20 protein-coding genes are annotated in these 22,178 nt (G+C 55.3%); 6 read left to right on the top strand and 14 right to left on the bottom strand.

Annotated features, from left to right (window positions below; genetic code table 11):
* Positions 1-140: 140 nt before the first annotated feature.
* Complete coding sequence (locus tag WBY09_RS18355; RefSeq protein WP_336233541.1) at positions 141-1,031, bottom strand: SMP-30/gluconolactonase/LRE family protein; 891 nt, start codon at positions 1,029-1,031, stop codon at positions 141-143.
* Positions 1,032-1,335: 304 nt separating this feature from the next.
* On the opposite strand from WBY09_RS18355, the gene WBY09_RS18350 reads away from it, so the two are divergent.
* From WBY09_RS18350 to fhuB, 4 genes are read left to right on the top strand one after another with little or no spacing between them, the layout of a single operon-like run.
* Complete coding sequence (locus WBY09_RS18350) at positions 1,336-2,112, top strand: ABC transporter ATP-binding protein (RefSeq protein ID WP_336233540.1); 777 nt, start codon at positions 1,336-1,338, stop codon at positions 2,110-2,112.
* Positions 2,113-2,154: 42 nt separating this feature from the next.
* Positions 2,155-3,120 (top strand): iron-siderophore ABC transporter substrate-binding protein, encoded by a 966-nt coding sequence (locus WBY09_RS18345; RefSeq protein ID WP_336233539.1) that lies wholly within the window; start codon positions 2,155-2,157, stop codon positions 3,118-3,120.
* A gap of 12 nt (positions 3,121-3,132) precedes the next feature.
* Positions 3,133-4,068: an iron-siderophore ABC transporter substrate-binding protein gene (locus tag WBY09_RS18340; RefSeq protein WP_336233538.1), complete on the top strand. Its 936-nt coding sequence runs from the start codon at positions 3,133-3,135 to the stop codon at positions 4,066-4,068.
* Entirely contained in the window at positions 4,065-6,086 is a 2,022-nt protein-coding gene (gene fhuB, locus WBY09_RS18335; protein WP_336233537.1) for a Fe(3+)-hydroxamate ABC transporter permease FhuB, read from the top strand. Before WBY09_RS18340 ends, fhuB begins: the two co-directional genes overlap by 4 nt.
* A gap of 52 nt (positions 6,087-6,138) precedes the next feature.
* On the opposite strand, the gene WBY09_RS18330 is transcribed toward fhuB, so the two are convergent.
* The 5 genes from WBY09_RS18330 to WBY09_RS18310 form a co-directional block, all read right to left on the bottom strand.
* Positions 6,139-6,543 carry a GFA family protein gene (locus WBY09_RS18330; RefSeq protein ID WP_064781851.1) on the bottom strand — a complete coding sequence of 135 codons (405 nt, stop codon included), beginning with the start codon at positions 6,541-6,543 and terminating at the stop codon, positions 6,139-6,141.
* Between the two features lie 95 nt (positions 6,544-6,638).
* Positions 6,639-7,049, bottom strand: coding sequence for a hypothetical protein (locus WBY09_RS18325; RefSeq protein WP_286791759.1), 411 nt, complete (start codon positions 7,047-7,049; stop codon positions 6,639-6,641).
* A gap of 79 nt (positions 7,050-7,128) precedes the next feature.
* Positions 7,129-9,534, bottom strand: a complete 2,406-nt coding sequence (locus WBY09_RS18320) for a TonB-dependent receptor (RefSeq protein WP_336233536.1) — start codon at positions 9,532-9,534, stop codon at positions 7,129-7,131.
* 126 nt (positions 9,535-9,660) lie between these two features.
* The gene (locus tag WBY09_RS18315; protein WP_336233535.1) at positions 9,661-10,725 is read right to left on the bottom strand and encodes a FecR family protein; all 1,065 of its coding nucleotides are present in this window, start codon (positions 10,723-10,725) and stop codon (positions 9,661-9,663) included.
* Positions 10,726-10,800: 75 nt separating this feature from the next.
* The gene (locus WBY09_RS18310; RefSeq protein WP_336233534.1) at positions 10,801-11,325 is read right to left on the bottom strand and encodes an RNA polymerase sigma factor; all 525 of its coding nucleotides are present in this window, start codon (positions 11,323-11,325) and stop codon (positions 10,801-10,803) included.
* A gap of 470 nt (positions 11,326-11,795) precedes the next feature.
* Between WBY09_RS18310 and WBY09_RS18305 the strand changes: the two genes are divergently transcribed.
* On the top strand, positions 11,796-13,145 hold the full coding sequence (locus tag WBY09_RS18305) for a flagellin N-terminal helical domain-containing protein (protein ID WP_336233533.1): 1,350 nt from the start codon (positions 11,796-11,798) through the stop codon (positions 13,143-13,145).
* A gap of 114 nt (positions 13,146-13,259) precedes the next feature.
* On the opposite strand, the gene WBY09_RS18300 is transcribed toward WBY09_RS18305, so the two are convergent.
* The 5 genes from WBY09_RS18300 to kdgD all read right to left on the bottom strand — a co-directional run bounded on the left by WBY09_RS18300 (position 13,260) and on the right by kdgD (position 18,184).
* Positions 13,260-14,054 carry an NAD-dependent epimerase/dehydratase family protein gene (locus WBY09_RS18300; protein WP_197147055.1) on the bottom strand — a complete coding sequence of 265 codons (795 nt, stop codon included), beginning with the start codon at positions 14,052-14,054 and terminating at the stop codon, positions 13,260-13,262.
* Between the two features lie 34 nt (positions 14,055-14,088).
* Positions 14,089-15,375 carry a TRAP transporter large permease gene (locus WBY09_RS18295; protein ID WP_064788402.1) on the bottom strand — a complete coding sequence of 429 codons (1,287 nt, stop codon included), beginning with the start codon at positions 15,373-15,375 and terminating at the stop codon, positions 14,089-14,091.
* Between the two features lies 1 nt (position 15,376).
* The gene (locus WBY09_RS18290; RefSeq protein ID WP_063087908.1) at positions 15,377-15,922 is read right to left on the bottom strand and encodes a TRAP transporter small permease; all 546 of its coding nucleotides are present in this window, start codon (positions 15,920-15,922) and stop codon (positions 15,377-15,379) included.
* Positions 15,923-16,018: 96 nt separating this feature from the next.
* On the bottom strand, positions 16,019-17,011 hold the full coding sequence (locus tag WBY09_RS18285) for a TRAP transporter substrate-binding protein (RefSeq protein ID WP_063087906.1): 993 nt from the start codon (positions 17,009-17,011) through the stop codon (positions 16,019-16,021).
* Between the two features lie 246 nt (positions 17,012-17,257).
* Positions 17,258-18,184 (bottom strand): 5-dehydro-4-deoxyglucarate dehydratase, encoded by a 927-nt coding sequence (gene kdgD / locus WBY09_RS18280; protein WP_336233532.1) that lies wholly within the window; start codon positions 18,182-18,184, stop codon positions 17,258-17,260.
* 275 nt (positions 18,185-18,459) lie between these two features.
* Between kdgD and WBY09_RS18275 the strand changes: the two genes are divergently transcribed.
* Positions 18,460-19,224, top strand: coding sequence for a 2-keto-4-pentenoate hydratase (locus WBY09_RS18275; RefSeq protein WP_336233531.1), 765 nt, complete (start codon positions 18,460-18,462; stop codon positions 19,222-19,224).
* 56 nt (positions 19,225-19,280) lie between these two features.
* On the opposite strand, the gene WBY09_RS18270 is transcribed toward WBY09_RS18275, so the two are convergent.
* From WBY09_RS18270 to WBY09_RS18260, 3 genes are all read right to left on the bottom strand, one after another.
* On the bottom strand, positions 19,281-20,195 hold the full coding sequence (locus tag WBY09_RS18270) for an SMP-30/gluconolactonase/LRE family protein (protein WP_336233530.1): 915 nt from the start codon (positions 20,193-20,195) through the stop codon (positions 19,281-19,283).
* Between the two features lie 124 nt (positions 20,196-20,319).
* Entirely contained in the window at positions 20,320-21,036 is a 717-nt protein-coding gene (locus WBY09_RS18265) for a FadR/GntR family transcriptional regulator (RefSeq protein ID WP_008890164.1), read from the bottom strand.
* A gap of 99 nt (positions 21,037-21,135) precedes the next feature.
* Positions 21,136-22,125 carry an aldose 1-epimerase gene (locus tag WBY09_RS18260; RefSeq protein WP_286791749.1) on the bottom strand — a complete coding sequence of 330 codons (990 nt, stop codon included), beginning with the start codon at positions 22,123-22,125 and terminating at the stop codon, positions 21,136-21,138.
* Positions 22,126-22,178: the final 53 nt, after the last annotated feature.

Genomic DNA, 22,178 nt, shown 5'->3' with positions numbered 1-22,178 from the left:
CACCACATAATGGTGACGCCAAACATACTGAAAACCAAGGCCAAAAATGGGCAAATCGCGCCAGTTGCCCGAATTAGGGCACCCAAGGGGCTGTTTGGCGCGATTTGTGTGTAAGGCGATGCAATCCTGACGAAAAAAGCCTAGCCGGCAAACGGATGGCACAATTGGCCGGCAACCTCGGTGCGGATCGACAACAGCGCGCCTTCAAGTGGATTTCCATTGTCTTCCAACCCGACCGCGGCCGAAGTGATGTAAAGTGTCTTGAGGTCCGGGCCACCAAACACGCAACTGGTCGGCTGGGTCACCGGCAGTTCGATGATACGATCAACACTGCCATCCGGCGCAAACCGGATCAGACATCCCCCGCCCCAACGCGCATTCCAGATATATCCATCGGCATCCATCGCCGAGCCATCCATATTGCCGCGATCCTGCGGGCCAAAGAACACCTTGGGATTGGATGGCACGCCAGTTTTCATGTCAAAGTCATAGACATTGAGCGTATTGGTGATGGTATCGCCAAAGAACATCTTTGTGCCATCGGCCGACCATAACAGCGTGTTGGAAATGCCGATATTCTCGCCAAAACGCGATGTCTCGCCGTCCGCCATGACACAGTTCAGCGTCCCGGTCGAAATAGTGACCGGCAGGTCTTCGCCATTCGGCCCGATATTGTTTTGCATGGTCCCGATCCAGAAACGGCCCATCGGATCGACCCGGCTTTCATTTGATCGGTTGCCCGGATGATCGCCATCGGGGGCGACAAACGGGGTGGTTTTGCCACTGTCGGGATCCAGAAAGGCCAACCCGTCGGCAAGGGCTACCAGAAGCCCGCCCTTTTGCCGCGGCACGATGGCAGCAACCGGCTGATCAAACACCCAGCTACGCGATCCACCGTCATCAGGGCGGAGCGCATAGGCCGTCTTTCCGACGATATCGACCCAGTACAGAACGCCATCTTCGGCATCCCAATGCGGGCCTTCCCCCAGTGTGCATCGCAGATTTGGCAAAACGGTTTTTACGTTAGACATGGGTTCTCCCTGATCACGGCGCGTCTGTTTTGGCGCCTTGTAATTGTATGACCATTCTTATCGCGGCAAACCGCCCGATGCGATCAAAATTATAAGCTTTCATTGCTAACCGGAATGATGCCCGCTGAAAAGTAATTTTATATGATGATTGGATGGGCTGCTTTAATTTTTCTCAGACTGCAATCGCAACTCGGTTGCATTTAGAGAAAGTAATTGATAAGCATTCTCAGACTTTATAGCGCGCCTGCTTGCCGCGATCCGGCGATGGCGCAGTTTCCATTTCCCGGCGCATGAGTTTCCGTCCATGATCGACCTGAAAGACGTCGCTTTCAAAAGTGATGGCAAAAAGCCAAAGACGCTGCTTGAGGACATCACGGTCGGCTTTCCGACCGGGGCGTTCAGCGCGATTGTCGGCCATAACGGATCGGGCAAAAGTACGCTGATCAAACTTCTGGCGCGCAAAAACAAACCGGCATCCGGGGCCATCGCACTGGACGGACAGGACCTTGCCGATCATGGCACGCGCGATTTCGCCCGCAAAGTGGCTTACCTTCCGCAAAACCCGGTTGTGCCGCCGCATTTGAGCGTGCGCGAACTGGTGGCCTTTGGCCGCTATCCGTGGCGCGGGGCGTTTGGGCGGTATCGTGACGAAGACCACGCCAAGATCGATCGGGCGATGGAACTAACCCAGGTGACGGAATTTTCCGACCGGCTGGTCGCAAGCCTTTCGGGCGGGGAGCGCCAGCGGGTCTGGCTTGCCATGTTGCTGGCCCAGGATGCGCCAGTGCTGCTGCTTGATGAGCCGACCTCGGCCCTTGATGTCGGTCATCAGCGCGACATTTTGCAACTGGTCGCCAACCTTAAGGATCAGAACAATCTGACCGTCATTGCCGTTTTGCACGACATCGACATGGTCGGGCGTTTTGCCGATCATATTCTGGCACTGCGCGGCGGGCGCACCTGCTGGCAGGGCACGCCGCACGATTTCATGAATGGCGATACGCTGCGCGATATTTTCCAGACCGATATCGACGTCATCAAACTCAGCAACCCGGACCGCTTCATAAGCTATGTCGCCTAGCTGCTTGCGCACGTCTCCACATCAACAGGGATCAGGGAAGTCATGATATCAAAACCTTGGATTGGCAGCATTGCGGCGCGCCTTGTTCTTGTCGCCGGAACGCTTGGCGCATGTGTCACGGCCCAGCCCGTCATGGCCGGGGAAACCTTTACCCATGAGTTGGGTGAGATCAGCCTTGATACCCACCCGACCCGCTTTGCGGTTTCCAACTGGGCCCTGACGGAAAGCCTGATCGCGCTGGGCATTGATCCGGTGGCGATCCCGGAAGCCGAAGGATACCGTGCATGGGTGGTGGAACCCAAACTGCCCGAAAGCTTCACCGACCTTGGCACCCGCCGGGAGCCGAACTTTGAAGCCCTTCGCGATGCCAAGCCGGACGCCATCCTGATCAGTACTGATGTCGCCATGGCGCATGAAAAACTGTCTGGCTATGCGCCGACACTCGTTTATTCGATCTATAATACCGGCAGTGATGAGCCCGCGATTGACCGGGCCGAGACCCTGTTGCGCAATGTCGCCAAACTGGCTGGTAAGCCGGACGCCGCCGAGGATGTGATTGCATCGGTCAACGCCCGGATTGAGGCCGCCGCCAAGCGCATCCGCGATCACGTCGGCGATGATGCGAAATTCGCTGTTGTTCGTATTCTTGATGAGTCGCATTTCCGCATTCATGGCAAGACATCGCTGTTTGGCTCCGTGCTTGGTCGCATGGGATTTGCCAATGCGTGGGACGGGGATGTGAATGGCTGGGCATTTCATAATGGCGATGTGTCCGATCTGGCCAAAATGGGTGATGTACAGTTCGCCTATGTCGAGCCGATTGCACCGACCACGCGCGAAACCCTGTTTAATTCTGCGATCTGGAAGGCCATGCCGTTTGCGCGCAACGACCACGTCCATGCCATCCCGGCAAGCTGGACCTTTGGCGGGGTATTGTCCGCGGCACGCTTTGCCGAATTGCTGGCCGATGCGGTTACGGGTACCGACACCGCCGCAAACGGTTCGTAAGGGACACCTGGCATGAACATCCTTCGCGCGCTTGTTTGTCCGGTTTTGCTGTGTGTTGCCCTGATCGGTGCAAATGCGTCAACCGCCATCGCCGACCCGATCGAGATCGAACATGAACGTGGCACTTTGCGCCTTGATACCCCGGCCACGCGGGTGGCGACCATCAACTGGGCCTTTACCGAAAGCGTCATTGCCCTTGGCCTTGATCCGGTCGCCATTGCCGACCCGCAAGATTACCTCGACTGGGTTGCCAAGCCGGATCTTCCAGACAGCTTCGTTGACCTTGGCCAGCGTTCATCGCCCAATCTGGAAGCCCTTCGTGCGTCAAATCCGGATCTGATCATTTCCGTGCCCGATCTCGGAATGTCTTATGAAAAACTGGCCGAAATTGCGCCGGTTCTGGAACTGCAGTTGTTTGATGGCAAGCGCCCCGCCTTTGAAACCGCGCGCGAGGTGTTTGGCAAAATCGCCAAGGCCACCGGGCGCGAGGAAGAGGCCAAAGCATATCTCGCCGATATTGATCAGGAACTGATCAAGTATGGCGACCGCATCAAAACCGCCATCGGGCCCGATCAGACAATCAACGTTGTGTTCTTCTTTGATGAAAGCAATGTCGGGATCTTTGCCGATATCTCGCTGCCCGGTTCGGTGATGACGGCAATGGGCGTGCCGGTCGCCTATGACGGGGAGGTCAACAAGTGGGGCTTTGGCCGCGGCGGGTTGGAGGTCCTCGCCCCCTATGCCAGGGAAACGCTGGTCTATACCAATCCGGTGCCCGACGTTGTGCTTGATAAACTTCTGAATTCCCCGATCTGGAAGGTGATGGACTTCACCCGCAACAACCGGGTTTATGAATTACCGGTGGTCTGGGCCTATGGCGGGGTGCCCTCCGGGCTTCGTTTTGCCAAACTCCTGACCGAGACCATTGAAAACGGCCCGCAACAATGAGCAATGAGGCACTTCACGGTTCACGCAGGTCCGGCTTTCCCGGGACGCTGTCCATTCCGGCAATCCTGACAGGCATTCTGGGGCTGTTGACCCTTGCCGTGCTGGTAATTGATTTCTGGCCGTATCTTGCCGGTGGACAGGCAACACAGGCCCTGTTCAGCCCGGATGAAACCGATTTTGACCAGATCCTTTTTCATTACAGCATCCTGCCGCGCCTTGCGATGGCGTTTCTGTGTGGTGCGGGTCTGGCCTTGGCCGGGGCTGCAATCCAGACGGTTTTGCGCAATCCGTTGGCATCACCCACGACCCTTGGCGTCGGGGCGGGCGTTGAATTTGCCCTGACCCTGTTTGTCCTGCTGGCCCCGGCATCGCTTGCCATGTTTCAGGAGGCCTTTGCCCTTGCCGGGGGTCTGATTGCGCTCGGTGCGGTCTATCTGATTGCCGCCAATCGCGGTAACGCAACACTTTGGCTCATTCTCGCCGGGATGATCGTCAATCTGCTGTTGCAGTCGGGATCGCAAATTATCCTGCTGTTTAACGAGCAATATCTGCAATCGATCTTCATGTGGGGGGCCGGTGATCTGGCCCAGAACGGCTGGGAGGATACGCAGTTTGTCTGGCCGCGTGTGCTGATTGGCATGATTGCCATTCTGGTCCTGTCGCGCCCGCTTGATCTTCTGGCCCTTGGCGATGACACGGCGAGTTCTCTGGGCGCGAAGGTAACGGTTCTTAGACTGCTGATCCTTGGTCTTGCCGTTTTCATCACGGCATCGGTGATTTCGGCAGCCGGCATGATCGGCTTTGTCGGGCTTGCCATCCCGGCGGCCCTGCGGATTGCCGGTTTGTCACGGTCGCGCGACTTGATGATCTATTCGGTTTTCACCGGCGGCTTTGCCCTTGTCTTGATTGATTTTCTGGTGCGCCAGTTTAACGAATTTGGCGGCGATCCCTTGCCGACCGGGGCTGCCACCGCGCTATTTGGCGCGCCGTTCATCATTTTCATGTTGCGCAAGGCGCGCATCATGCCCGGCAGTCAAAGCGACGATCAGCACAGCGATCAACAGATCGTCTCCAAAACCGCCCTTTCGATTGCGCTTTCTCTCAGCCTTGTCATCGGTGTGGTGTTTTCATTGTTCGTCTCGCTGGATGGCAATGGTTTTGTTGTTCTGGGCTGGCAGGATATCAGTCTTGATATCCTGATCGGGCGTGCAGAGCGCACCTTTGCCGCGATGATTTGCGGCGCCGCCCTTGCGGTTTCGGGCACGCTTATTCAGCGTGTCGGGCGTAACCCGCTGGCAAGCCCGGAAATCACCGGGGTCAGTTCGGCCACCGCACTCGCCATGATCATGGCACTGGCGATTTTCGGTTTCGGACAACGTGCGGAATTGATGGTGATAGGGGCCGCGGGCGGGATTGCATCGCTTTTCGTCTTGCTTGCCCTTTGTCGCAAATTCACCCACGCGCCGCATTACATGTTACTCAACGGTCTTGCGATGACGGCCATTCTCGGCGCGATTGTCCGCATTGTTCTGACCCGCGGCGGCACGCAGACATCAATGCTGATGTCCTGGCTGGCAGGCACCACCTATTTCACCAATATGGACGAGGTAATGATTGTCGCCGCCGTCACCGGTGTGCTTCTGGTGGTGGCGGTTGCACTTCGCCGTCCGCTGGAACTGGCATCGCTTGGCACGGATCAATCAGTATCGTTGGGTCTTGGGATTTCCGGCTTTCAGTTTGCCATGATGCTGCTTGCTGCCATTCTGGCGGCAAGCGCGACGCTTCTGGTCGGGCCGCTCAGCTTCGTTGGGTTGATGGCACCGCATCTGGCACGTGTTGCGGGATACCGCCTTTCGGGTGGTCATTTGCTGGGCGCTGTTCTGATCGGGGTTAATGTCATGATGGTGGCCGAATGGCTGGCGCGTAACATGATTTATCCGGCACAACTGCCGACCGGCCTGATCGCCGCCCTGATCGGGACGAGCTATTTCCTGATCCTTGCGGTTCGCAAACGGTGATCACAGGCGTCATGGCATTTCATGACTCCTGTCGAAATCTGGTCTGTTAGCGTTAGCCGTTTGGCGGGATGTAGTCGCCGTCAAACTTCAACAGATCATCCTTGATGTCATACCAGTCGGGCTTCGACGCTGTATGGATATGCACGGATGGGCGAATTTTCGGATCATCATCAAGGGCGGATGCCGCCACAACGTAAATGTCGCCCGAAGACAAATCACCAAGCGATGTGCCGCATTCCTTGCAAAAGCAGCGGTCAAACTTTGCGTCCGGCCCCTTATAGCGACCAATCACCTCTTCACCGGTCAGCATATGAAGATCATCCGCCTTGCCAATCACCACAGCGGAAAAAACGCCCGCCGCCTTGCGGCAGCGCGAGCAGTGACAATAGCTCAGCGATGATGGTTCGCCGGAAATTTCGAACGTAACCTTGCCGCACAGGCAGCTTCCCTTGATCATTTTTAAATCCTGTTATGTGATGCCTTTTAAAAAGAACATAACATGAACATTTATCACATTCCAACCCCGGATCCGTATTCAGTTCGCCCGATCCGTTAGTGGTCCGACGGCGGCCAATCACGGGCAAGGGCAAATGCGGCATCCAGCGTCGCAACATGTTTGACGGGGAATGGCAGCATTCGGGCAAAGTTGCTTTGTTGCGGGTCCTCTTCATCGTGACGGTGAACCGCGCCATCGCCATGATGGTGCCCCTCATCGACGCGGATCAGGCCCTTGGCAAAGACGTTCAACCGGTCGCGGTTTTGCTTGAACCAGATGGCCGCCTGTTTGCGGATTTCGTGATCCTGATCGGCAAATCCCGCCACGCGGAAAATCAGAATGGCCGGATCGCGGCGGGCGGCCAGTGCCTCAAGTGCGGCAAGATAGGCCTTACCATCCGCATCACTTTGCCGATCAATCATTTCAAACAGGACGATGTCCGGGGCGGGGTTGCTTGATCGAAACATACTGGTTTCCTTTACGCGCAAGAGCCCGGCGGAAAACCGCCGGGCCGTTGGATGGGTCCATCAGATGCAGGTGCCGTCATCAGAATTCGCGGCGATACCCCATCGTCACGGTGCGGCCATGACCGGCAACCGAATAGCCACGCAGTGCGGTTGCCGCCGGATTTTCGTAGCTGGTATCAAGGATGTTTTCGATCCCGAAGCACGCCGTGCCGCCCAGCAGCGGATAGTTGCCCGACAGGTTGAAAACAAGGCTTGGCTTGATCTTGGCATCTTCGATCTTGTAACGGCCCGCCGTATAGGTCCCGTCAAAGCGCATGTTCAGGTCGCCCCAGACGTAGCTGTCGACATAACCGGTAAAGCGTAACGGCGACGGGATGCGGTTGTTGGGAAGCCAGCTATCAAGATCACCGTCTTCGTTGGTGTCATAACGGCCTTCAACATAGGACGCCAATGCCCCGACATAGGTATCATCCGAGATGTAATATTCGCCGGTCAGCTCCGCCCCGATGATGCGTTCCTTTTCCTGGCTGAGCTTGTTTTTCGAGGAATCATAGTTATCACCGCGCTCATTGGTGCTCATATAGATCGCACCGGTAGAGCGGAAATCGGTTCCGTCATAGCGTGCCGCCACCTCATAGGTTTTGACCTTGGAGGCCTCGACATCAATGTCATTGAAGTTAAGTGGGATGGACGTGCCACTCAGTCCGGCGCGACGGGTATAGGCGCCAACATCCGGAACAGAGAAACCTTCGCTATAGCTAAGTGACGTATCAATGCGATCCGTCCAGTGCACCACGGCCGAGGCATTGTAGGTCACGGCGTCATAGGTCGTTTCGCCGCCGGTGAAGGCCGCAGCGGCAAGGATCTGCTGCGGAGTTCCACCGTTGTATCGCATATAGCTCGGACGGGTGAAATCCTTGACCGTCAGATCATATTCCTCGTAACGCACACCACCGGACAGGTCGACATACTTTGTCACAGGTGCTGAAAGCTGGGCAAAGATGGCGTGACCCTCCTGCTCCATCGGGGCGCCGATATCCCGCCCGCTGACGGTTTCATATTTAACATCGTCAAAGGTCAGATCCCCACCCCAGGTCAAGGTCAGCCCCTCATAGGCGGCATCAAGGTTGGTGTCGGTCGATAGCTTCACGCCATACTTGACGGTATCGATAACCGATTGCCCCAACGGATCTTCAATCGCACCGTTACTGGCAAGCGAAACAAGGCCGGGATTATGCGACGCGTTATATTCAGCACGTGCGGCCTGCTTGTAACTGTCATTGTAAAACAGCTTCAGATCACCAACACCGATCTTACCAAAATCAAACTCGTAACCGCCGGTGAAATACTGGCTTTCATCTTCAAGCGGTTGCGCCAGATAGGGGCTGTCATAATTGACCGACACCGGGTCGGTCGAAAGGTCGGCATAGTATTCGATATCCTGACGGAACCGCACGACTTCCGAGGACAGAAACACCCGATGGCCTTCGGCAAGAGTGACACCGGCCTTGCCGAAAACATTGAGGTCTTCGGCGTTATCAAACCCGCCCTGCCCCAGCATCGCATCTGATGGCACCTGATTGCCATAACCGTCATAGGCATTGCCGGTTTTCGAACCGGTGATGCTGGCCGCCAGATCGACGGCGCCAAAACCACCACTGCCCGAAAGGGTCAACGACGGCGAGAAGCTTTCCCCGATATCATCGGTGTAGCTTTTGACATGGCCATCAACGACAAAGACGTTTTTGCCGACTTCACCGGTCTTGGTGATGATATTGATCGTCGCCCCCGTCGCGCCATCCCCGTTCATCGCGTTCGAGCCCGGAATGACTTCGATGCTTTCGACTTGCTGGATGTCGATCATCGAAAGGATACGACTGCTGTTGCGTAGCGGCGTGTTGCGAGCGATCCCGTCAACAAGGACCTGCACATCACGACCACGGAAGGTTTCGGTGCTGGAGATCAGGCTTTGATCATCAAACATGAAGCCCGGCACATTGTTGCGAATAACATTGGTGATGTCGCTGCTTTTGGCCGACTGGGCTTCGATCTGATCAGGGCCGATCACCACGACCGACGGCGACATGGTGGCAATTGATCTGCGCGAACGGGTGGCAGTCACGACAACCTCAGGCAAGGTGACCTTGCTCTGTGTGTCGCTTGTGGTGGTTGTGACTGGTTTGATGATGACGCTGTCTTCAGAGACAAATTCATACCTGTAACCACTGCCCGACAGAAGGTTTTGAAGGGCCTCGCCGGCGGACATGTCGGCGGTCAGCGCACCACTTTCGATGCCCGAAAGATCCCCCTGCACAACAAGCTGCAAACCAAACTGATCGGCAACCTGATCAAGGGCGGTGCGCAGATCCCCTGCGGCAACCGCAACCGGCTGCGCAGTATCAGATGCGGTTTGTGCCATGGCCTGTGGGACCGATGTGATCATCAGTGTGGCAAACAGGGCTGTGCTGCCCACAAGGCGAGACATTCCGAATTTTCTGGTTTCCCCAAAAGTCACGATATTCAAGTTCGAACCCCTTCGCATGAGAATAATAATGCAAATCACTATCACCTTCATGACGAACACCGCCGCGAAATGAGGAGGTGAAATTTTCTATTTTTTTGAAATTATTCTGAAACCGCCCGGAACAATGTGGTCCGTCAGGCCATAGGCCGCCAGAATGGCACCATAGGCCCCGTCCGGTTTGGTCAGATCGAAACTGCCCGAAACCGTAATATCACCCAAGCGCGGATCGCGCACGAAGCTGATACCCTCCATCAAGGGCGAAAGACGGGCGAACAGTTCGTCAATCGGCATGTCATTGACCACCCAGCGACCATCGCGCCACGCGCCAACCCGATCCAGTGCCACCATACCGTAATGCATGTCGCCACCTGCATCCTGCCAGGATGCCCGACCGGCAGTCAGGCGGGCGAGTTTTGCGGTGCGGCTTTCAAGATCGACCGTGCCTTCAGAAACCTCAACCCGGACATGGCCACCCCATTTCGAGGCGCTGAACGCCGTGCCAACCGCCGTTGCCGTCAGTTTGTTAAGATGGATGCGAAGCGGTCGTGTGCTGTCCTTGGCGACTTCGATGAATACACCGCCTTCAAGGACGGTCAAATCACGGTACTGATCGCCATAGGCCAAGGCAACCCGTGTGCCCGGCTCCATCCAGATGCGCGATCCGTCAGACAGTTCATGAACTTCACCGACAACATCGGGATTGCTGGCCGCGATCAGATCGGCATCAGGTTGAAACGCGGAATAACCCCACAGCCCCACCAGCAACAAAATGGTGAAAACCGCCAACATCGGGCGGGCGCGGCGTTTGGCTGATCGCATGCCCGGCAGGCGACTGTTGCCGCCTTCAAGCGCGCCAAATCGTTCAAGGTCACGCCGAACAGCTTCGCTATCAAAGCCAGTGTCATGATCTGGCTTGCGCGATCCGCTCGAATGGTCTTCATCGTCTGAAAATTCTGCTGCGGCGATTTCCATGCCCTGCCATGTCTGACGCGCCCGGATCAGGCGGGCAGGGTTTTTCGGATCCGCCGCCTGCCAGCGTTCAAAGGCAACTTCTTCAGCGGCACTTAGTTGCACATCATCAAGGCGCACAGCCCAGTAATCGGCAATATCGTCATTGCTTCGGCAGTCGTCGGGATAGCGGAATTCGGTCATGGTAGTGTCGTTACCCGGCTTCTGACGGAGGGGGCTGTTGTATGTTTGACGAACGGGCCGTGCAAAAGAGGATGTTTAATTTTCATGGCGCGCCAGCACCTGTTTGCAATGTCCGAGCGCCTGACGCAAATGCTTTTCGACCATATTGCGACTGATACCAAGTTGTTCGGCCACTTCCACGGTATTCAGATGATCGCGCTTGCACAGCAAGAATACCTCGCGACAGCGTGGCGGCAGATCATCAATCGCGCGTCGGATGATCTCAAGTCGCTGACGATCTGAACTGATCTGTTCGGGGGTGACGGACTGGCTGCCGGCGCCATCCATCTCGCTGATCTCGGTCGGGTCGGTGAATTCAACCGGATTGCGATTGTGACGACGCAAGGCATCAATCGCCAGATTGGTCGCCATGCGCATCAGGAATGCTGGCGGATTGGCGATTTCATCCGGATCGATATTCCGGTGGCGCAATTGCACATAAAGATCCTGCAACACATCCTGACTTTCGTCGCGCGCCGGCAGATATTTCTGCACCTGTCGCAACAAACGGTCATGATATTGCTGATAAAGAGTATCCCAGGAACGGTCACAGACCGCCATAGCTGCACATCCAGAATTCGATAATGATAACAGTTATCATTTTCATTTATGCTTATAAGCAATCCTGACCATGCGTCAATTCAAAAAGCATAGACCTCTTCGACCATTCCCCGTAGGAAAGTCCCGGGTTTGAAAGCCAGCATCGCATACGAAGATCTTGCTGCGTTCGCTACACAACAACTGCCGATTTAAGCCCCAACTCTGTGACGGACCTATTCCAATGACAGAATGCGAGTCCCGGCACAGAAACCCCACATGCGGTCTCAGAGCGGCATTGCTTCGCACTCTGTTCATCGAAAATAACCGCTCAAAACCTACTCTAAAGAATAGGGTCATGCTGTTTATCTGTCGTATAAATTAGATTTCGCTCGACAAGAGGATATTTTACTTATAGTTGTTACTGTAGCTTTATCACTAATTGCGAACTTTACACGTAGTAAACCATCGCCACTTTCCAGGTAGGAAATCCAATGGCACTCAACATTATATCCAACTATGCGGCAAATGTTGCGCATCGCAACTTGTCTGCTTCTGACGAGATGGCGACCCGTTCGCTGTCGAAACTGTCTTCTGGTACCCGTGTTGTTTCTGCACGTGACGATGCCGCTTCCATGGCCATCGGTGCGCGTTTGAATGCAACCACACAGGCTCTCAAAACCGCAACCGTCAACGTTGGCCAGGCCAACTCAATGCTCCAGATCGCCGATGGCGGTATGGCAACCATTGATGATGTTCTCGTTCGCATGAAGACCCTGGCTGTCCAGGCATCGTCTGGCAACCTGTCCGACACCGAGCGCGGCTTCCTTAATGACGAATTCGTCCAACTGCGTGACGAGATCGACCGGATCGCATCCTCGACCAACTTCAATGGTATTCAGCTGCTTGGCGATGGGGGTGATGTTGCAATCAATCTCACACCTGCCACCAACAATGAAGCGCTCACGCCCGCTTTCGGTTTTGACCGGTTCGCGATCACGGACAACAATTACTGGGCACAGGACGCAGCTGCAGATGGTGTCGACGATAACGGTTTAGAGATAAGAATTAACGAAGGTTCCGGCGAGCAGGTCATCATGACTGTACTTACCGCGATTGATGGCTCTATCGAGCGGACCCAGTCAATTGATATCACCGATTTTGCCGCGACCGGCGGGTCACGATCCATTGCTGCTGGCGAGAACACGGTGCTCAATTTTGATGAGCTGGGTCTTTCAATTACGGTAAACACCAACTTCTCCGACACCGTTGATTATGTTAGGGCTGGTACCGCAGGTTCCAATGATTTCGGCTTTGGTTCGGTTAACACCGATTTCATGGGAACTGGCGTCGACACATCCGCCGGTCAGCTCTTTTTCATGGAAGAGGACTCGGGCCAGCAGCTTTCCGACACAATTGAGTTCCAGGTCGGTGGCGGCAACACCGCCAATGATCGTCTTTCGATTAATTTGAGCGCAGTTGATTCTGCGGTACTGGGATCATCTGGTATCGGTCAGGAAACGCTCGAGGATCTGGGTGCTAATGCGATTAACACTGCTGCTGGCGCCCAGAACGCAGTCGAAGTCGTAACGCGTGCGATTGACGACTTGCAGCGCGCCCGTGCCGCAATCGGTACCTCCCAGAACCGTCTGGACTTTGCCGCCCAGAACCTTGCATCGACGCAGGAAAATACGGAATCGGCGCGTTCCACCCTGCTTGATCTGGATGTTGCCGCCGAAATGACGGCCTTTACATCCAAACAGATTCTGGTTCAGTCCGGTGTTGCCATGCTGGCCCAAGCCAACCAGATGCCGCAAAACCTGCTGCGGTTGCTGCAAGGCTAACGGACCAAATCCGACAAACTTTTTGACGTGCCTACCTGTTGCAACAATGGCCCGAACGAAAATCGTTCGGGCCATTGATTTTAGGCGGATCTAAGATCGAAAGACGATCCTGTATCAGTCTTCAAAATGGCCCTTGGCGGCAAAACCACCGCCCTGATAAATCACAGCCGGGTCTTTGCGATCTTCGGGCGGGAAAGCAGCCTCGATCTCGGCACGGAACTGTTCGGAGCTGTCTTGCGGTTTCCAGCCAAGGAAGTCCGCGTGATCATTGCTCCACCATTTCGATTTGTTGTCCGACACCCCGTACATCACGAGATTGCCGGTCATCGGGGCGTTAAAGATCGCCTTCATCAACGAGATAAAATCACGCGGGCTCATCCAGGTGGACAGCATCCGGCGATCCTTTGGATTTTCAAAACAGGACCCAATGCGCACCGAGACGGTTTCAACATCGAACTTGTCGAAATAGTAGCTCGCCATCGCCTCGCCGTAACATTTCGTCACGCCATAAAGGCTATCGGGGCGCTGTGCGGATGTGTCATCAAGCTTGGTCGTGCGTTTGTGAAAACCAATCGCATGGTTGGAGCTGGCAAACATGATGCGCTTGACGCCGTTCTGACGCGCGCCTTCATAAAGGTTATAGGTGCCCGCAAGATTGGCCTGAAGCAGGTCATCAAAGGCGGCCTCGATTGAAATGCCGCCAAGATGAATGATGCCATCGACATCCTTGGTCAGCTCGATCACGGCCGCACGATCCGACAGATCGCATTGCACGACTTCTTCGTTTGGGCCAGCCGGGTCCATTGGGGAAATGTCAGACAGGCGAATGACATCGGCATAGCCCTTAAGCCCTTCGCGGCAGATCTTGCCAAGGTTTCCACCGGCACCGGTGATCAGCAAACGTTTCATAATTATCCTCTTTGGTATCACTCTTTGCCCGCGATTAACTGCCAAACACAAGGTTCGGAAGCGTCAATGAAATCGCAGGAATATAGGTTGTCAGCAAAAGGGCTGTCAGGATCGCCAGATAAAACGGCCAGATCGTCTGAACGGCCTTTTCGATTTTCACCCCGCCAATCGCGCAGCCAACAAACAGGCACGATCCCACAGGCGGTGTACACAGGCCAAGGCCCAAATTCATCATCAAAACCATGCCGAACTGGATCGGGTCCATTCCAAACTGCATGGCAAGCGGCAGGAAGATCGGCGTGCAAATCAGGATGAGCGCCGCCATATCCATGATCATCCCGGCAACCAACAACATGACATTGATCAGCAACAACACCATGATCGGATTATCGGTAATGCCAGTGATCGCATCAGCAAGGGCATCGGGCACCTGATAGAACGCCAGCATGTAACCATAGGCGGACGCGCAACCAACCAGCAGCATCACAAGTGCGGTCGTCTTGGCCGATTGTTTGACCGCAGCAATAAAACCGGCCCAGCTCAGCTCACGATAAACCAACCCGGTAATGATCAGGGCATAGGCCACACCGATCGCCCCTGATTCGGTTACGGTGAACACACCGCTCAAGACACCCCCGACAATAATGACAGCGGTAAAGAAGCCCGGAACTGCGCGGACCGCCGTGCGCCAAACCACTGCCCAACCCGGGAACGGTTCCGCCGGATAGCCGTGCTTGATCGCAACCAGCCAGGTCGCAAGCCCCAACAGCAGGCACATGATAATGCCCGGGACCACACCGGCCATGAACAGTTTGGAGATCGAAATGCCGCCACCGGCCGCCACCGCATAGAGGATCATGTTGTGACTGGGCGGGATCATGATCCCGGCAATTGATGAGGTCACGGTGACGTTGACCGCATAGTCCGCGCGGTAACCTTCCTTTTTCATCACCGGGATCAGGATCGAGCCAAGCGCCGATGTATCGGCCACGGCGGAACCGGAAATGCCGCCAAACAGCATCGATGAAAACACGTTCACAATGCCAAGGCCGCCGCGGCGACTGCCGACAAGGGCGGTCGCAAATTGTACCAATCGGGTCGCGATCCCGCCGTGAAGCATCAATTCACCGGCAAAAATAAAGAACGGAATGGCCAGAAGCGAAAAGGCCGAGATCCCCGATCCGATACGCTGAAACGCAATCAGGGTCGGAAGGCCTTCGACAAAGAACGCACCAAGGGCGGCAATGCCAAGTGCGATGGCAACGGGCATGCCAATCAGAATACCAATGGCAAACACGCCCAGAAGAATGGTCATGCCCATGTTATTTCACGTCCTCATTCAAAAGATCATCATGGTAAATGCGGGCCCGGGAAATGGTTTTCCACCGCGCCGCGATCTTGAGGATATGAACCACGCTGTAAAACATGATCCCGGCCCCGCATACCGCCATCGGCACGGACCGCAAGCCATCTGAAATATGAATGATCGGCATGGTCTTGGCCCAGTTAAACGCAACCAGATCCATCGCCCCGATCAGCATCCAATAGCCAAACCACGCCGACGCGCCATACCCAATGGCCGCAACAATGGCGGCCATTTTCGGCGGCAATGCATCGCGGAAAAAGGAAACGGAAAGGTGGCTGTTGTCGCGGATGCCAGCAGCTGCGACCGGAAAGGTAATCAGCACAATCAGAATAAGCGAAACCTGTTCGACCCAGGTCGGTGTTTCATTGAGGACATAACGCCCGAACACCAGCCAGGCGAAACTCGGGATCAGTGCGACAAGGGCCAAACCACCAATCAGGTTCAGCACCCCGGCAATCCCACCGCCCAAGCGATCAATCACATTAACAAAACGAGAAAACATCTACGCGCTACCAGAAACAGATATACGACGAATATACTAAGCGCAGCCAAAAAGAAGGGCGACGATATTATCGCCGCCCTTCAGATATTTAAGGCCTTATTTCTGCGCGTCCTGGATCGCCTTGACCAGATCGGCAAGATCCGGGTTGGCTTTCAGGAAGTTGTCATAGACCGGCTGCATGGCATCCTGGAAAGCCTGCTTGTCGGCGATCTCGTTGACTTCGATGCCTGCGGCAATCACTTTTTCCTTGGACTGCTCTGCACGATCGGCCCATGCGGCACGCTGTACGGTAACGGACGCTTCAGCTGCTTCGTGGACGATTTTCTTTTCCTCGTCCGACAGGCTGTCATAAAGCGCCTTGTTCATGCACAGGCATTCCGGAAGGATCAGGTGCTGGGTGACGGAATAGTATTTCGCCGCCTCAAAATGGCCGGAGCTGTCATAAGACGGATAGTTGTTTTCCGCACCGTCAATCACGCCGGTTTTCAGCGACTGATAGACCGAGCTATAGGCCATCGGTGTCGCGTTACCGCCAAGCGCATCAACCATCTGAACATAAAGATCGTTGCTCATGACGCGGAATTTCAAACCGTCAAGGTCCGCCGGGGTATTGATCGGACGCTTGGAGTTGTAGAACGAACGCGCACCAGAGTCATACCAACCGAGCGGCTGCAAGCCAGCTTCAATCAGGCCATCGGCGATCTGCTGACCAGCCGGGCCATCCATGACGTCATGCATGGCATCGACACTTTTGAAGATGAAAGGCAGTGAGACAACGTTGGCTTCGGGGGCGACTTCACCCAGCGGGCCAAGGTTGAAAACAGCCCAGTCGAGGCCACCCAGACGAACCTGCTGGATCGCATCAGGCTGATCGCCCAGAACGCCGCCGTGGTAAACCTTGGCTTCCAGATCGCCACCGGACTTTTCATTGATCAGCTTGGCGAATTCTTCCATGCCGGTCGAAACCGGGTATTCCGGCGGATGAATGTTCCAGCCGCGCCATTCCTTGGCCTGCGCACCGGATGCCAGCGCCACCGATACGGCAGCCGCTGCAATCGTTAGCGTTGTGGTTTTGATAAACTTGTTCATTTCAGGTCCTCCCAGACAATCTGTTGTCTATTTCATTGAAGCATTTTGCCCTTTTGGGTCTTGTTCTTATCATTTAATCCTACAATTCAGCACTTGTAAACATAACTGTAAGATTTGTTAACAACTAAGTTGCGAACGGCATCAAATTCCCGATCACCGATTGCAGCTTTAGCGTCCCATTCTGCCTCCCCGGCAGGCGAACCTGCCGGGAAATAACAAGTCATATGTCGCGTTGGCGACCCGCCGTCAGGCAGCGCGAAGGGCCCCGTCGCCATAGGCCTTGCGGATCACATCGGCCAGCATGTCATGTTCCGCATCGGTCAAGTCGGTCAGCGGACTGCGCACCGGGCCGGTATCGCGCCCGATCACGCGCATGCCCGCCTTGACGATGGAAACGGCGTAGCCCTTTCCGCGATTGCGGATATCAAGGTACGGATAGAAAAATTCGGTCAGGGCGCGGCTCATTGCGGCGTCATCATCGCGGCCGAGCGCGTCATAGAAATCAAGCGCCTGTTGCGGCAGGAAGTTGAAGATCGCCGATGAATAGGTCGTCACACCAGCTGCCTTGTATGCCTTGGCAAAAACCTCGGCTGTCGGCATGCCGCCGATATAGGACAGGCGATCCCCGATCACGGTGCAAACCTTGGTGACCATTTCGATATTGCCATGGCCGTCCTTGAACCCGACCAGGTTCGGGCAGACATCACACAGCTTGGCGAGTGTTTCGGCCGTAATGATCGAATTGTCGCGGTTATAGACAATCACCCCGATATCAACCGCATCACACACCGCCTTCACGCGGGCAAACAGGCCTTCCTGTTCGGCACCGACCAGATATTGCGGCAACAGCAAAAGACCATCCGCACCGGCGTCCTCGCAGGCCTTGGCAAGTTCAACCGCCATGGCCGTGCCATATCCACACCCGGCGATGATCGGGGTATCGCCCGCAACTTCCTTGGCCGCACGCACGGTTTCGACCACCTCGGCCGGGGTCAGGGAAAAGAATTCCCCGGTGCCACCGGCGGCAAACAGGGCGGTTGCCGGATATTGCGACAGCCAGCCGACATGCGTGCGATAGGTCACAAGATCAAGCGCGCCTTCGGCATCAAAAGGCGTCACCGGAAAAGAAAGCAACCCGGCGCCAATCGCCTTTTTCATCTCTAGATAGTGCATCAAGCGTCCCTAATGTCTGAATACGTCAAATAACTATGACGATTCTATAAATTCATCATATCACTTTGTCAAACATAATACTCAGACTTTTTGAAATCGCCATAAACCGCAGAAAACATGGGTTTCTTGATCATTCCGACAATGTACGACTTTGGAATGAATCAGGAAGATCTGGTTGATTTCACCGAATCGCGGCAATTGGTATGATGACTTTGGCAACAAAGCCCGCTAGGCTCTGGCTACCAAATCAATTGCCACAAACAAGAAGACCGGGAATGACTGATATCACTGCCGCCAGCCGCATCCTTGCCGATGCCTTCACCACCCACACCCTGATTGATCCCCTGCCTGCTGACATTGCGCCCAAAACCTTTGAGGAGGCCTATGCCATTCAGGACGCCACCCTTGCCGAAGTCGGCATTGCGCAGGCAGGCTGGAAGCTTGCAGTTGCGACCCGTGCAGCACAGGAAAAGATCGGTGCGGATGGCCCTCTGGTGGGGCCGTTGCTTGCGGGCCGTATTCTTGGCGATGGCGCGACACTGACTACCAAGGACATCCATTTCCCCAATATCGAGGCGGAAATCGCGGTTGTCATGGACAGCACCCCTGCCCCGGATGCGACATCGAGCGATATCCTTGATCATATCAGAAGCATGCATCTGGCAATCGAGATTGCCGACCGCCGCTATCACGAAAAGCAAGGTCCGATCCAGACTTTGGCGGACCTGAATTCAACCAGTCACTTCATCCTGGGGGCTGAAATTGACGGTTGGCGCGATCTTGGCTTTATCGGCGGCAAAGTCACCACCAAAAGTGACGGTGAAGTCCTTGCCAGCAATGATGATCCAGACGCCTGGCCAGAGATCTTTGGCGGGCTGGAATATCTGGTCGGGTTCCTTGCCAAGCGTGGCAAAAGCCTTAAGGCAGGTGATGTGATCACCACCGGCGCCTGCGCCCTTCCGACCATTACACCGCATGGCAAGATCGAGGCGATCTTTGAGGGGCTTGGTACTGTGACGGCTGAAATCAAAAAGGTCTGATCAAACCGACCCCAAAGAAAAAGGCCATGCAGATTTCCCAGCATGGCCTTTTTGGTTTAGCGGGGTTGCGCGCGTCGCTCGCTATTTTCGCGGAACTTGGTCACCGGCACACCGGGCACTTCAACGCGCAGCTTGACCAGCTTCCCGGCATGCGGGAACTCAGCGCGTTTTTCAGGGCTATAGCCTTCCTGATGGCTGGTGACATACAGCGTCTTCATGTCCGGCCCGCCAAAGCACGGCATGGTCGGATTGGGCATTGGCATCGGGATTGATTTCAAAAGCGTCCCGTCCGGGGCAAAGCGGTTAAGGTTGCCTGCCGACACACCCGCCGACCAATAGCATCCTTCGGCATCCACAGCGCCGCCATCGGGACGGCCAAGCCGATCATCGAGATCAAGATAACGCGTGCAGTTGGAAATATTGCCGGTGGCAACATCGAAATCCCAGCGATTGACCCACGGCCCGCGCGAGTCCGAGTGATACATTTTCGATCCGTCACCGGACCAGGCAATACCGTTGGAAATCTTGAAACCGGTTGCCTTTTCCTCAATCTTGCCATCGGTCGTAATGCGATAGAGCGAGGCAATTGGCATCTTTTCAGGATTGTCATCCATGGTGCCGACCCAGAACGCGCCATCCGGGCCGATCTTGCCATCATTGGTGCGGCTGTTGATCCCGTCTTCAATGCGACACAGCGGCGCACGCGCATCGGTTTTTGGATCAAGGAAAAGAATGTCCTTACGCAGGGCCACGATAATGCGGCCCTGATCGGTCAGCCCGAAACAGCCAAGCTCGCTGTCAAAGGTCCATGTTTTGCGAAGGCCCGTGGCAACATCAAGCGCGTGCAGTTTGCAATTAAGGATGTCTGTCCAGTAAAGCCGATTGTTGGCCGCATCCCAATTGGGGCATTCCGCCAAAGTGAAAGTCTCATCACTGAGAATTTCCGGCTGATACATTACACCACCGGTCATCGCACACTCCCAAATTCATATGATTAATTTTTGTTGTGTCTGGTTTGCCAGTCCGGGGCCCTGTTCGTCAACAGGATTTGTGCCCGCTCCTGCGCGTATCCGTCAGGCCGGGCAGCACATCTGATTACTTGTCGCGGGCGTGATCGGTGACGCGTTGGCGGGCCTGATGCAGGTGATAGCGCATCATCAATTCGGCACTATTGCCATCATGACCAAGGATCGCATCATAGATCTGACGGTGTTCGGAAAGCACCTTTTGCGCACGTTCGGCCGAGCCACCACGCGTGATATTCAGCGCCACACGCATGGATTTCGACATCACTTCATGCAGGGAATTAAGGATGGTCACGAAAATCTCGTTGCCGCTGGCACGGGCAATCGCCATGTGAAAGGCCAGATCGGCCTTGTCGGCAATATCACCGGCCGATACCCCGTCTTCGAGCAGTTTAAGCGCATTTTCAATTTCGCGATGATGGCGGGGGCTGGCGCGTTCGGCAGCCATGCGGGCCGTTGTGCCCTCAATCGCGGAACGTGCCTCAAAGCAACGTAGAAGCCCGGCGACATCACTCACACCGCCAAACTCGATCAGGCCTTGTGGCGGGCGCTTTTTAACAAACGACCCGACCCCTTGGCGGGCATAGACCAGTCCATCGGATTGCAGTTTGCGCAACGCTTCGCGCACAACCGGGCGCGACACGCCAAAGGACGCACAGATTTCATTTTCCGAGGGCAGCTTGGCACCTTCGGCAAGGTTGCCCGAGATGATCTGTTCAAGGATCTGACCATAAAGCTGATCGGCAAGCTTTTCGCGCTTCTGAACCCTTAAAAGCAATTCCGACATCCGTCCCCCGGACTTGTTATCTTGTAAAACTTACTTGTAAGTTTTTATCGATAAACTTCTGGTCGGTAAAGCCTTTGCCGATCTGCCCGTCGTTTCGGATCAATCCACCAGCGAATAGTCGCGGTTGCCCGGTTTGCCGAAAACCTCGTCCTCGTCGACCAAGCCGTTATCGGGTGTCTCAAGCAAGGTCGGAATCAGCGTCATGGTCCCGGTCAGCGTCTGGTTGTTATCAAGCACGACAAGATCGCCGAGTTCCTTGAATTCCGGACGGTTATGAACGTTTGGAACGTGGGAGACCGGCTCGACACAGAATGTCTTGCCGTCTTCGGGGATATAGAATTGCACGTTTGAAAGGCTGTCGCTTGCCAGCATCTTCACACTGTAACCGGCATCCTGCCAGACCATATCGGCTTCAAGGTGCCAACCGGCATAATGGGCATCAAGCGCCAGGTTATGGCGGATCATGCGACCATCGGAAAAATCGCGTCCCAGATCAATCACCGTGCGCGCGGTCGGCAGCATATCCTCGTCGGTTGCGAAACTGTCAGAGGCGATAAAGGCGACCGAAACGTCTTCGCCGCCCGGGAACCAGGGGTGCAGACCAATACCATAGGGCATCGGTGTTCGGCCCAGATGGCGCACACCGATTTCGATGGTCACATCCCCCTCGGTGACCTTGATTTCCTGCCAGGCGACATAGACAAAGCCACTTTGCGGATCGTCATGTTTGTGATTGAAGCGCAGCGTATCAACAGTCGGACGTTCGATCTGCCATTCCGAGGATCGGCCAAAGCCGTGAATGGCATGCGGGCTTGGCGGGCGGTTGGCCGGAACCTTGACGATGCGGCCATCAAACTCGAACTCGGCAAAGGCCAGTCGGTTGGCAAACGGCACCATCGGGAAACAACCCAAATTTGACGGATTGCCCGATGCAATCGCCTCCGGGGTTACCGGACGCAACAAATTGATAATCCCTTTGCCATCCGGACGGATCCAGTCAATCCGCGATATTGCCCCACCTTCTGGGACAATTCCGATCTGAAAAGGACCACTGTTCCAACGGTATTCAGGTTCGCCTTTTTTGGCCATTCCTGTGTGCCTCAAATCCAACCAAAATCATATGATGACTTTACAGAACCACT

It is taken from the genome of Thalassospira sp. CH_XMU1458 (assembly GCF_037027205.1).
Classification (GTDB): domain Bacteria; phylum Pseudomonadota; class Alphaproteobacteria; order Rhodospirillales; family Thalassospiraceae; genus Thalassospira; species Thalassospira tepidiphila.
The sequence above is the reverse complement of the archived record's forward strand: the minus strand, read 5'-3'. Positions and strand labels throughout refer to the sequence as shown.